Genomic DNA, 12133 nt, shown 5'->3' with positions numbered 1-12133 from the left:
ATTGTTAAATTATTCACCGTGCTGAACATTTACATTATTAATCACCATGGTTATTATGCCAGACGAAATTAATGAGGCGATAGATTATGGAAAGTTCGTTCACTCCCATAGAGCAAATGCTGAATTATCGGGCGAAGCGCGAGAAGGATTTCCCCTATCAGGAGATCCTGCTCACCCGTCTGTGCATGCATATGCAAAGCAAATTGCTGGAAAACCGCAATAAGATGCTCAAAGCGCAAGGCATCAATGAAACGCTGTTTATGGCGCTGATCACCCTTGATGCACAGGAAAGCCACAGCATCCAGCCTTCCGAGCTCAGTTCGGCCCTCGGCTCTTCGCGCACCAATGCCACCCGCATCGCCGATGAGCTGGAAAAACGCGGCTGGATCGAACGCCTGGAAAGCGATAACGATCGCCGCTGCCTGCACCTGCACCTGACCCCGCAGGGCGAAGAGTTCCTGGCGCAATTACTGCCACCTCAGCACAAATGTCTGCACCTCCTGTGGTCCACGCTCAGCGCCGACGAACAAAGGCAGTTGGAAGCGTTAACACGCAAGCTATTAGCACGTCTGGATCAAATGGAAGTGACAGAACAGTTACTCTAATTAGCTCTTTCTGTTCAGGTACACACGTATGAACCCCCTGTTTAACTGGAGATTGACCCCGTTGTGCGCGGTTTTGCTGCTCGCCGGGTGTGCATCAACCGATAATATTGCGCCGCAGTCTACGCTGATGGATGCGCAAAACCTGCAGTTGGCTCAGCCAAAGGTCAGTTCGCTGGCGCTTAGCCCACAGTGGTGGCGTTCACTGAACGATCCCCAGCTTGACGACCTGATGGCCCGCACGCTGCAAAGTTCGCCCTCACTAAGGCAAGCCGCCGCCCGCGTGCGTGAAGCGCAGAGCGTGGTGGGTGAAGCCAACGCCGCCAATGGGCCGAACCTGGATCTTAACGGCAGCATTACGCGCCAGCGTACGCCGCAAAACGTCTATGAGGTCATCGGCTACCCAACCAGCCCGGTCTACACCAGCGCCAACTCGCTGGGGTTGAATCTGGCCTATGAGCTGGATTGGTGGGGCAAATACCGCAATCAGGTCAATGCGGCGCAGGCCCAGGTGAATGCCGCCAGGGCAGAGCAGGAACAGGCCACGCTGACGCTGACCTCGTCGGTCGCCTCCGCTTACTATCAGTTGCAGAGCACCTACGCGCTGGAAAACGTGCTGCAACAGGAAGTCGATAATAACCAGCGCCTGGCCGATCTGCGCCAACAGCAATATAAAGCCGGCATCACCGGGGTGGATATCCCACGGCAGATCCAGGCCCAGGCCGACGGCGCCAAGCAACAGCTGTTGCAACTGCAATCCCAGATTGAACAACTGAAGCACCAACTGGCGGCGCTGGCCGGCCAGGGGCCGGATGCCATGCAGCACCTGCGCCCGGTTGCCTTGCCGGCCGATGGGCTTTTGGCGCCACCGGGCGAGCTGACTACCGATCTCCTGGGCCGGCGCCCGGATATTGTCGCCCAGCGGCAGTTGGTCGAATCGTATAACCAACGCGTGAGCGCAGCCCGGAAAGAATTTTACCCCAGCTTGTCGATCTCGGCCTTCGCCGGCCTGACGACCACCAACATCAGCGGCACCAGCCCGAACCTGTTGGAAGCGGCGAGCCAGGCCTGGAATTTTGTGCCGGCCATAACGCTGCCTATTTTCCATGCCGGCGCGCTGCGCAGCAAACTGGGCGAGGAATCCGCGCTTTACGATCAGGCGGTGGAATCCTATAACCAAACCATCGTCAACGCTGCACAACAAACGGCAGACGCCATTACCGTGCAAAAAAGCAGCACACAGCAATTGGCGCAGGCGTCTTCCGCCGCCGGCGCTATCCAGCAGGTCTATCATGTCGCGAATGCCCAATATCAGGCCGGTATTATCGGGCGCGATCAGCTGCTGACCAGCCAAACCCAGTGGCTCCAACAGCAACAGGCGGAACTGAACGCTCGCAGCAATGTGATCCAGGCGAAGATAGGATTGATCCGTGCCCTTGGCGGCGGCTATCAGGCCCCGCAAAGCGCGGATAAAAAAGCATAAATATACTCTAAATAATTCGAGTTGCAGGACAAAAACGCAAAAGCGTTTTTGAACAGCGTTAGCGCTGGCCCCGTAGGGGTGAGGCCGTATGGCCGTATGGCCGAATCACGCGGCGACGCAGCGAGTCCCCAGGAGCTTACCGAAGTCAAGTGACTGGGGTAAGCGACAAATCTGCCGGGAGCAGATTTGAACGCTGTTAGCAGCGGCCCCGAAGGGGCGAGACCCAGGGATGGGCCGAGTAACCAAGCCAACACACCTGCAACTTGAAGTATGACGAGTATAAATAATAAACATGCCCGCTATAGCCTGTGTTGTCAGCAAGCGCTAGCCCACTCCCGACATCAAGCAGGGAGCGCATACGGCGCATAACGCAGCGGCACGGCAGTGAGGGTAAACGTGGAGAATACCATGAGTGTAAGCGCGGAGAATCAAGCCCCGCAGCAGCAGGCCGGCCAGAAACGCAAACCGGCAGGCAAGAAAAAACAACGTAAATTTTGGCTATCACTATTAACCGTTATTTTCGTCGTCATTGGGGTGGCCTATCTGGTGTATTGGTTCTTGGTGCTGCGCCATCACCAGGAAACGGATGATGCCTATGTGGCCGGTAATCAGGTGCAAATCATGGCCCAGGTATCCGGCAGCGTGAACCGCATCAACTTCGATAATACCGATCTGGTGAAACAGGGTGATGTGCTGGTCACGCTCGATCCGACCGATGCGCAACAGGCCTTTGAGCGTGCCCGTACCGGCCTGGCCAATGCGGTGCGCCAAACCCGGCAGTTGATCATCAACAGCAAGCAGTATCAGGCCAATATTACCCTGCGCCAGGCGGATCTCAGCAAAGCGGAAAACGATCTGAAACGCCGCGTGGTGCTGGGCAACGTTGACGCCATTGGCCGTGAAGAGCTGCAACACGCCCGCGATGCGGTAACCAGCGCTAAGGCCGCGTTAGAAGTGGCCACGCAGCAATACAACGCCAACCAGGCCATGGTGTTGAATACGCCGCTGGAGAAACAGCCGGCCGTCCAGCAAGCCGCCGCACAGGTGCGTGACGCCTGGCTGGCCTTGCAGCGCACCCAGGTAATCAGCCCGATTACCGGTTATGTGTCACGCCGCAGCGTGCAGGTGGGGGCGCAAATCGCCGCCGGTTCCCCGCTGATGGCGGTGGTGCCGGCCGATCACGTCTGGGTTGATGCCAACTTCAAGGAAACCCAAATCGCCAATATGCGCATCGGCCAGAGTGCCACGGTGGTCAGCGATGTTTATGGCGATGATGTGGTGTACAACGGCAAGGTGGTCGGGATCGATATGGGTACCGGCAGCGCCTTCTCATTGCTGCCGGCGCAAAACGCCAGCGGCAACTGGATCAAGGTGGTTCAACGCCTGCCGGTGCGTATTGAGCTGGATGCCAAACAGGTGGCGGAGCACCCGCTGCGTATCGGCCTGTCGACGCTGGTCAAGGTAGATACCGCCGATCAGGCCGGCCGTATGCTGGCGGACGTGGTGCGCGACACGCCACGCTACCAGAGCGACGCTCTGGCGTTGGATCTGGCGCCGGTGAATCAGATTATTGCTGAGATCATCCATGCAAACGCCGGTTAAACGAGTGGGAGGCTTCCTTGGCACAAAAACCGCTTGAAGGCGCCCAGCTCGCCTGGATGACCGTCGCCCTGGCTATGGCGACCTTCATGCAGGTGCTGGACTCCACCATTGCCAACGTTGCGATACCGACCATCTCCGGTAACCTGGGGGCCTCCAACTCGCAGGGCACCTGGGTGATCACGTCATTTGGGGTAGCGAACGCGATCTCCATTCCGATCACCGGTTGGCTGGCGAAGCGTATTGGTGAAGTCCGCCTGTTCCTCTGGGCGACGGTGCTGTTCGTCCTTGCCTCTTGGCTGTGCGGGATTTCCAACAGTTTGGGTATGCTGATCTTCTTCCGCGTGGTTCAGGGCGTGGTGGCCGGGCCGTTGATCCCGTTGTCGCAAAGCCTGTTGTTGAACAACTACCCACCCGCCAAACGGGCAATGGCGCTGGCGCTATGGTCGATGACGGTGATCGTGGCGCCGATTTTCGGGCCGATCCTCGGCGGCTATATCAGCGACAACTACCACTGGGGTTGGATCTTCTTTATCAACATCCCGATTGGCCTGTTCGTGGTCATCGCGGCCATGTCGACGCTGAAAGGCCGAGAGACCAAAACCGAGATCAAACCGATCGACACCGTCGGGCTGGTGCTGCTGATCGTGGGTATTGGCTCGCTGCAGATCATGCTCGATCAGGGTAAAGAGCTGGACTGGTTCAACTCCACCGAGATTATCACCCTGACGGTGGTCGCCGTGGTTTCGTTGCTGTTCCTGGTGGTCTGGGAGCTCACGGACGATCACCCGGTGGTGGATCTGTCGTTGTTCAAATCGCGCAACTTTACCATCGGCTGTCTGTGTATCAGCCTGGCCTATATGCTGTATTTCGGCGCGATCGTGCTGTTGCCGCAGTTGTTGCAGGAGGTCTTCGGCTATACCGCCACCTGGGCCGGCCTGGCTTCGGCGCCGGTGGGGCTGATCCCGGTGCTGCTGTCGCCGATCATCGGCCGCTTTGGCAACCGGCTGGATATGCGCCGCCTGGTCACTTTCAGCTTCATTATGTATGCCGTTTGCTTCTACTGGCGCGCCTATACGTTTGAACCGGGAATGGACTTTGGCGCCGCCGCGTGGCCGCAGTTTGTGCAGGGCTTTGCCATCGCCTGCTTCTTTATGCCGCTGACCACCATTACGCTGTCAGGGCTACCGCCGGAACGTATGGCGGCGGCGTCAAGCCTGTCCAACTTTACCCGTACTCTGGCAGGCTCGATCGGTACGTCGATCACCACCACGCTGTGGACCCAGCGCGAATCGCTGCACCATGCGCAATTGAGCGAGTTTGTGAACCCTTACAACCCGCAGTCGCAGTCGATGTACCAGCAGTTAGAACAGTTGGGTATGAGCACCCAGCAAGCCTCTTCCTATATCGCCAGCGAGATCACCGCACAGGGGCTGATTATCTCCGCCAATGAGATTTTCTGGCTATCCGCCGGGGTGTTCCTGGTGATGCTGGTGTCGGTCTGGTTCGCCAAACCGCCGTTTGGCTCCGGCAGCGGCGGTGGTGGCGCTCACTGATCGCCAAGGCGGTTGCTTTGCGGTAAAAAAAGGCGGGCCAGTGCATCCACACTGGCCCGCCTTTTACATGCGCTAACCGAATCAGGCGTGGTTCTGGCGCCACCAGTCCGCCAGCAGGATGCCTGCAGCCACGGACACGTTCAGGCTTTCCACCTTGCCGGTTCCGCCGATCGCCACGCTAATATCCCCTTGCTGCAGAGTATTGTCACTCAGGCCATCGCCCTCATGGCCCAACACCAGCACCATTTTAGCCGGCAGTTTGGCCTGCGCCAGCTGCGTTGCGCCTTTATGGCTGGAGGTGGTGACGATGGTGTAGCCCGCGTTGCGGAAAGTTTCCAACTCGGCCTGCAGGTTGTCTGCGCCGATCGCCCGGATATGCTCGGCGCCCCCTTCGGCGGTGCGCACCGCCGCACCGGACTCCAGCAGCGCCGGATCCTGCAGCAACAGGCCATTAACGCCAAAGTGTGCGCAGGAGCGAACAATCGCCCCCAGGTTATGCGGGTTGCCCACGTCTTCCAGCGCCAGCACGCAGTCTGTCGCCGGCGCGTCTTGCAGATAAGCCTGCGCATCCAGGCCCTGACGTTTTTTAATCAGGAAGCAAACGCCGCCGTGGTGCTCAGTGCCGGACGCTTTGGCCAGCTCTTCTTCATCCACCACATGGTAGGCTTTGCGGTTCGCGGCCATCCAGCGCAGCGCCTCGCGAAAACGCGGCGTAACCGACTGAATAAACCACGCGCGGACGATCGCCTCTGGGCGGCTGGCAAACAGCGCCTGGCAAGCATTCTCGCCGTAGACGCGGGTTTCTTCCGCGCGCTGGCGGCGCAGCTGTTCCGGATCGATAAAGCTTTTACCGCTGATGCCGCCGTGATCAAATGCCGGCTCTTCATCCGGCCCACGGGAAACGGTTTTCCATGGGGAATCGTAGCCATCGCGGCTATCCTGGCGCGCCGGCCGGCGTGGGCGTTCGCCCTCGTTGCGGCGTGGTTCGGCGCCACGGCGCTCGCTGCCACGCGGTTTGTTGTGCCCGGCGCGATCTGGGCGCGCACGGTCATCCGCCCGCCCTTTGCCCGCCGGACGCTTGTTCTTGTTACGGTTGTCGCCGCCTTCGTCGTCGCTGCGGACGTACATCACTTTGACCTTACCGTTCTTGCCACTAAATGAATCGTTCATTGTCTTCTCCACCAACGCGCAGGGCGCGAAGATTACCTGATGTCCGTGCACTAAGCCACCAGCTTGGGCCAAAAGCCAACAACTATTGCACTTATTGAACAAACCGTTTTGTTCGGCTACGCGGTTTTACCGATAATCGTCAACATTAATAGAACATACTCGCAGCCAACGCGGCGTGTGTAACGCTTTCCGAAAACGAGGTAAATATGAATACCGTTTGTTCAGCTTGTAATGCGACCAACCGCGTTCCGGAAGAACGCCTGGCAGACAGCGCGAAATGCGGCCGCTGCGGCCACGATCTGTTCGACGGCGAAGTGACGAACGCCACCGCCGCGACGCTGGATCAATTGCTGGCGGACGATCTGCCCGTGGTAGTCGATTTCTGGGCGCCGTGGTGCGGCCCGTGCCGCAGCTTCGCCCCCATCTTTAAAGATGTGGCCGAAGAGCGCGCCGGTAAAGTCCGTTTCGTTAAGGTCAACACCGAGGCCGAACCGGAACTGAGCGCCCGCTTCCGCATCCGCAGCATCCCCACTATCATGGTGTTCCGTGACGGCAAGATGGTCGATATGCTCAATGGCGCCATGCCCAAGGCGCCATTTGATAGCTGGCTCAATGAGTTAGTCTAACCTATAACGCATCAGCCTGCCCGGCCCTGGCGCCGCCAGGCTTTTGATATGGCCGTAACGGATAACGTTGCGGCCTTTCTTTTAACACCGAGCCTGGCAGAAGGCCCTCGCGCCGGTTTTTTTACGCTACAATAGCGGTTTTCACCGGGATCATCATGACCGCTAACGCCGTACTTCGCCTGCGCCAGTTTCGCTTAGATCGCGCCACCCGCCCGTTTCTGGCGCGCGGCTGCCGCGTGGCCCGTTGCCAGGGCTGCCTGTTGCCGCAAAAACAGTGCCTGTGCAGCACGATAACCCCCCAGCAGGCCAGCAGCCGCTTTTGCCTGATCATGTTCGGCGCCGAACCGCTAAAACCCAGCAACACCGGCCGCCTGATCGCCGATATCTTGCCGGATACCCTGGCCTTTCTCTGGGCGCGTACCGAAGTTGATCCCGCGTTGCTGGCAGCGATTAGCGATCCCACTCGCCAGCCCTATGTGGTGTTCCCCGGCTCTTACGCACTGCCGGGGCGCGAAGTGGTCACCCAACTGCCCGCGGGCGGCAAGCCGCCGCTGTTTATCATGCTGGACGGCACTTGGGCCGAGGCGCGCAAAATGTTCCGCAAAAGCCCTTACCTGGACGCCTTGCCGGTATTTTCCCTCAATGTCACCCAGGGGTCAGATTATCAACTGCGCGAGGCCAGCCGCGCGGAACAGCATTGCACCGCGGAGGTTGCCGCCGCGTTGCTGGCGCAGGCCGGGGATCACGCCGCCGCCGACGGCCTGGGCCAACACTTCCGCTACTTCCGCCAACAGTATCTGGCAGGGAAACCCACACGCCAGGAGGCACCGGTCACAGCAAGCCTGCCGCAAAGCACCTAAAATCAGGCAATAACATTGCCGAAAGGAGCAGCACATGAGCCAACGGGGATTAGAAGCGCTGTTGCGCCCCAAATCGATCGCCGTTCTCGGCGCCTCACAGCAACCAGGACGCGCCGGCTACCTGATGATGCGCAACCTGTTGGCCGGCGGCTTCAACGGCCCGGTGCTGCCCGTTACGCCGCGTTATAAGGCCGTGTGCGGCGTGATGGCCTACCCAGACGTCGCCAGCCTGCCACTCACCCCCGATCTGGCGGTGATTTGCACCAACGCCAAACGCAATCTGCAGTTGCTGGCCGCACTGGGGGAACGCGGCTGTAAAACCGTCATCGTGCTTTCCTCGCCGCAGGAACAGTTCCCGGCGCTGAAAGGCTGCGCCCAACAATACGCCATGCGCCTGCTGGGCCCCAACAGCCTTGGGCTATTAGCTCCCTGGCAAGGCATTAACGCCAGCTTTTCCCCGGTGCCGATTCAAAAAGGCAAACTGGCCTTTATTTCGCAATCCGCCGCCGTCGCCAACACCATTCTTGACTGGGCGCAGCAGCGGGAGGTCGGATTTTCCTACTTCATTGCGCTTGGCGACAGCCTGGATATCGACGTTGACGATCTGCTCGACTTCCTGGCGCGCGACGGCAAAACCAGCGCGATCCTGCTGTATCTGGAAAATATCAGCGATGCACGCCGCTTTCTCTCCGCCGCGCGCAGCGCTTCGCGCAACAAGCCGATTCTGGTGATTAAAAGCGGCCGTAGCCGCCAAGCCCAGCAGTTGCTCAACGGCCACCCAGGGCTGGACGCCGCCTATGACGCCGCGATCCAACGCGCCGGTTTGCTGCGCGTGCAGGATACGCATGAGCTGTTCTCCGCAGTGGAAACGCTGAGCCATATGCGCCCGCTGGGCGGCGAGCGGCTGATGATCGTCAGCAACGGCGCCGCCCCCGCCGCCATGGCGCTGGATGCGCTGATTGCCCGCAACGGCAAGCTGGCCACGCTGAGCGAAGCCACGCGGCAAAATCTGGCGCAAGCGCTGCCCGAACTACGCCATATCAGCAACCCGCTCGATCTGTACGACAATGCGACGCCAGAGCGCTATCAGGCCGCAGTGCAGGTACTGCTAAGCAGCCATGACTATGATGCCCTGCTGCTGATCCATGTGCCCAGCGCCGCCGCGCCCGGCACGGCAACGGCGCAGCGAGTGATCGACGTTTGCGGCCAACACCCCCGCGGCAAACGCGTCACGCTGTTAACCAACTGGTGCGGGGAATATTCATCCCAGGAAGCGCGGCGGCTGTTTAACGAAGCGGCCATACCGACTTACCGCACGCCGGAAGGCGCTGTGACCGCGTTTATGCATATGGTGGAATACCGGCGCAATCAAAAACAGCTGAAAGAAACGCCGGCGCTGCCGGTGGGGCTGACGGCCAATACCGCCGATGCCCACCGCCTGATTCATCAGGCGCTGGCAGAGGGCGCGACGCAACTGGATACCCACGAAGTGCAGCACATCCTGCGCGCCTATGGGCTGAGTACCTTGCCCACCTGGATCGCCAGCGACAGCGCCGAAGCGGTGCATATCGCTGAACAAATCGGCTACCCGGTAGCGCTGAAACTGCGCTCACCCGATATTCCGCACAAGTCGGAAATTCAGGGCGTGATGCTGTACTTGCGGTCAGCCACCGAGGTGCAGGGCGCCACCGAGGCGATTCTCGATCGCGTTAAACGCACTTATCCGCAGGCCCGGATCCACGGCCTGCTGGTGCAAAGCATGGCTAACCGCGCCGGCGCGCAGGAACTGCGTATTAGCGTTGAGCAGGACGCCATTTTCGGCCCGTTGATTATGCTGGGCGAAGGCGGGATTGAGTGGCGGCAGGAAAACCAGGTCGCGGTGGCGCTGCCGCCGCTGAATATGGCGCTGGCGCGCTATCTGGTATTGCAAGCGGTAAAAGGCGGCAAGATCCGCGGCCGTAGCGCCCTGCGGCCACTGGATATCCCCGGGTTAAGCCGCCTGCTGGTGCAGGTTTCCAACCTGATCCTCGACTGCCCGGAGATCACCCGGTTGGACATCCACCCGGTGCTGGCTTCCGGCAGTGAATTCACGCTGCTGGATGTCAACATGCAGTTGGCGCCGTTTAGCGGCGATCCGCAGGCACGCCTGGCGATCCGCCCGTACCCGCATGAGCTGGAAGAAACCATTACGCTCAAAGACGGCACCCACTGCCTGTTCCGCCCGATCCTGCCGGAAGATGAACCGGCGCTGAAACATTTTATCGATCGGGTCACCAAAGAAGATCTCTATTACCGTTACTTTAGTGAGATCAGCGAGTTTACCCATGACGATTTAGCCAATATGACGCAAATTGACTACGATCGCGAAATGGCCTTCGTGGCCGTGCGCAATGATGAGGAAATTATCGGCGTCACCCGCGCCTTGTCCGATCCGGATAATACCGATGCGGAATTCGCCGTGCTGGTGCGTTCCGATCTCAAAGGGCTGGGGCTGGGCCGCCAACTGCTGGAAAAAATGATCGGCTACGCCAGCGCTCACGGCCTGACCCGCCTGACGGCGGTCACCATGCCACGCAACCACGGCATGGTGGCGCTGGCACGGAAACTGGGCTTTACGGTGGATATGCAGCTTGAGGACGACATTGTTAACCTGAGCTTGCCGTTAGCTAAGAGCGCAGCAAAGTGAGCCACGTCGCAATGCGCTATGAATCCATGACTTAACGCTAAAACATGCGCACAAGCGGGAAAACTAGTGGTATTATCGCCCGATTGTTCATTTTTTTATTTACGTACGTGGCGTTATGGCCATCTAATTATGAGAGAAGAAGCGCACTGTGATGTTGTCAAAATTTAAACGTAGCAAACATCAACAACACCTTGCACAACTGCCCAAACTCCCCCAGACGGTTGCTGATGTACGTACCCTGTACAGCCCTGCAGATTTCCGCACTACGCTGCTGGAAGCTATCGCAAACGCCACAACACGTATCTATCTGGTCGCCCTCTATCTGGAAAATGACGATGCAGGCCGCGACATCCTCAACGCGCTTTATCAGGCTAAACGCCAGCGCCCGGAGTTGAAGATCTGCGTGCTGGTTGACTGGCACCGCGCCCAGCGCGGGCGTATCGGCGCCGCCGCCGCCCATACCAACGCAGACTGGTACTGCGAAATGGCGGCGAATAACCCTGAGCAATCGATAGCGATTTACGGCGTGCCGGTAAACACCCGTGAAGCCCTGGGCGTGCTGCACCTGAAAGGCTTTATCGTGGATGACACCGTGATTTATAGCGGCGCCAGCATCAATGATGTTTACCTCAACCAGCACGACAAGTACCGCTATGACCGTTATCAGTTGATCGCCAATGCGCAATTGGCCGACATCATGGTGGGCTACATCCGCCAGCACCTGATAAATGCCAGCGCAGTGCATCGCCTGGATCGCGCCGATCGGCCGAAAAGCCCGGAGATCAAAAACGAAACGCGCATATTCCGTTTCTCACTGCGCCAGGCCAACTATCAGGTGCGTGCCAAAGCCGGCAACGGTGAACTGGCGGTAACGCCGCTGGTTGGGCTGGGCAAGCCCAGCATCCTGAATAAAACCGTTCACCACCTGATGGCCAGCGCCGATCAAAAACTGACGCTGTGCACGCCTTATTTCAACCTGCCCGCGCTGCTGGTGCGCAATATCATTTATCTGCTGCGCCAGGGTAAGCAGGTGGAAATTATCGTCGGCGACAAAACCGCCAATGATTTCTATATTCCAGAAGATCAGCCGTTCAAAATCATCGGCGCCCTGCCTTATTTGTACGAGATCAATCTGCGCCGCTTCCTCAGTCGCCTGCAGCGCTATGCCGACACCGGCCAGCTGATTATTCGCCTGTGGAAAGACGGGGAGAACAGCTACCACCTGAAGGGAATGTGGGTAGATGACGAATGGCAGCTAATTACCGGCAACAACCTTAACCCGCGTGCGTGGCGGCTCGATCTGGAAAATGCCATCTTGATCCACGATCCCAAACAGGAAATGCGCGAGCAGCGCCTGAAGGAGCTGGAGCACATTCGCACCCATACCAGCATCGTGGACAATTACCAGGATCTGCAGAGTATTCAACAGTATCCGGTAAAAGTGCGCAAACTGATCCGCCGCCTGCGCCGTATCCGCATCGATCGCTTGATTAGCCGTATACTCTAACCGCGCTATACTTTTCATCCGGGCCGAACCGTGCCCGGCTGTTC

Annotated in this window: 9 protein-coding genes; 8 read left to right on the top strand and 1 reads right to left on the bottom strand. The window is 58.9% G+C overall.

Translation table 11 applies throughout. From position 1 onward, the window contains the following. Window positions 1–86 precede the first annotated feature (86 nt). From mprA to emrB, 4 genes are all read left to right on the top strand, one after another. Complete coding sequence (mprA, locus tag ACN28Q_RS17410) at window positions 87–605, top strand: transcriptional repressor MprA (RefSeq protein WP_095847491.1); 519 nt, start codon at window positions 87–89, stop codon at window positions 603–605. Between the two features lie 28 nt (window positions 606–633). Further along, the gene (locus ACN28Q_RS17405) at window positions 634–2085 is read left to right on the top strand and encodes an efflux transporter outer membrane subunit (RefSeq protein WP_095847490.1); all 1452 of its coding nucleotides are present in this window, start codon (window positions 634–636) and stop codon (window positions 2083–2085) included. Window positions 2086–2493: 408 nt separating this feature from the next. Next, the gene (gene emrA / locus ACN28Q_RS17400) at window positions 2494–3687 is read left to right on the top strand and encodes a multidrug efflux MFS transporter periplasmic adaptor subunit EmrA (RefSeq protein WP_095847489.1); all 1194 of its coding nucleotides are present in this window, start codon (window positions 2494–2496) and stop codon (window positions 3685–3687) included. Between the two features lie 17 nt (window positions 3688–3704). Continuing rightward, a complete protein-coding gene (gene emrB / locus ACN28Q_RS17395) occupies window positions 3705–5240 on the top strand; it encodes a multidrug efflux MFS transporter permease subunit EmrB (RefSeq protein WP_095847488.1) in 1536 nt (511 codons plus the stop codon). A gap of 81 nt (window positions 5241–5321) precedes the next feature. On the opposite strand, the gene ACN28Q_RS17390 is transcribed toward emrB, so the two are convergent. Beyond that, a complete protein-coding gene (locus tag ACN28Q_RS17390; protein ID WP_095847487.1) occupies window positions 5322–6410 on the bottom strand; it encodes a tRNA/rRNA methyltransferase in 1089 nt (362 codons plus the stop codon). A 206-nt stretch (window positions 6411–6616) separates the two neighbouring features. Between ACN28Q_RS17390 and trxC the strand changes: the two genes are divergently transcribed. The 4 genes from trxC (at window position 6617) to pssA (ending at window position 12089) form a co-directional block, all read left to right on the top strand. Then, window positions 6617–7036 carry a thioredoxin TrxC gene (trxC, locus tag ACN28Q_RS17385; RefSeq protein WP_095847486.1) on the top strand — a complete coding sequence of 140 codons (420 nt, stop codon included), beginning with the start codon at window positions 6617–6619 and terminating at the stop codon, window positions 7034–7036. A gap of 155 nt (window positions 7037–7191) precedes the next feature. Beyond that, a complete protein-coding gene (locus ACN28Q_RS17380) occupies window positions 7192–7896 on the top strand; it encodes a tRNA-uridine aminocarboxypropyltransferase (RefSeq protein WP_095847485.1) in 705 nt (234 codons plus the stop codon). Between the two features lie 34 nt (window positions 7897–7930). Then, window positions 7931–10582, top strand: a complete 2652-nt coding sequence (locus ACN28Q_RS17375; RefSeq protein ID WP_095847484.1) for a bifunctional acetate--CoA ligase family protein/GNAT family N-acetyltransferase — start codon at window positions 7931–7933, stop codon at window positions 10580–10582. Window positions 10583–10733: 151 nt separating this feature from the next. Beyond that, a complete protein-coding gene (pssA, locus tag ACN28Q_RS17370; protein ID WP_165907127.1) occupies window positions 10734–12089 on the top strand; it encodes a CDP-diacylglycerol--serine O-phosphatidyltransferase in 1356 nt (451 codons plus the stop codon). Window positions 12090–12133 lie beyond the last annotated feature (44 nt).

Origin of the sequence: Gibbsiella quercinecans (assembly GCF_002291425.1) — a bacterium.
GTDB classification, from domain to species: domain Bacteria; phylum Pseudomonadota; class Gammaproteobacteria; order Enterobacterales; family Enterobacteriaceae; genus Gibbsiella; species Gibbsiella quercinecans.
Note: the sequence above shows the minus strand (reverse complement) of the source record. Positions and strands in the feature narration are given on the sequence as shown.

Bases quoted from the DNA above. Each gene is read 5' to 3' on its own strand.
- ACN28Q_RS17375 (WP_095847484.1), top strand. From the start codon at position 7,931: ATGAGCCAACGGGGATTAGAAGCGCTGTTGCGCCCCAAATCGATCGCC.
- ACN28Q_RS17405 (WP_095847490.1), top strand. From the start codon at position 634: ATGAACCCCCTGTTTAACTGGAGATTGACCCCGTTGTGCGCGGTTTTG.
- emrA (WP_095847489.1), top strand. From the start codon at position 2,494: ATGAGTGTAAGCGCGGAGAATCAAGCCCCGCAGCAGCAGGCCGGCCAG.
- ACN28Q_RS17390 (WP_095847487.1), bottom strand. From the start codon at position 6,410: ATGAACGATTCATTTAGTGGCAAGAACGGTAAGGTCAAAGTGATGTAC.
- trxC (WP_095847486.1), top strand. From the start codon at position 6,617: ATGAATACCGTTTGTTCAGCTTGTAATGCGACCAACCGCGTTCCGGAA.
- mprA (WP_095847491.1), top strand. From the start codon at position 87: ATGGAAAGTTCGTTCACTCCCATAGAGCAAATGCTGAATTATCGGGCG.
- ACN28Q_RS17380 (WP_095847485.1), top strand. From the start codon at position 7,192: ATGACCGCTAACGCCGTACTTCGCCTGCGCCAGTTTCGCTTAGATCGC.
- pssA (WP_165907127.1), top strand. From the start codon at position 10,734: ATGTTGTCAAAATTTAAACGTAGCAAACATCAACAACACCTTGCACAA.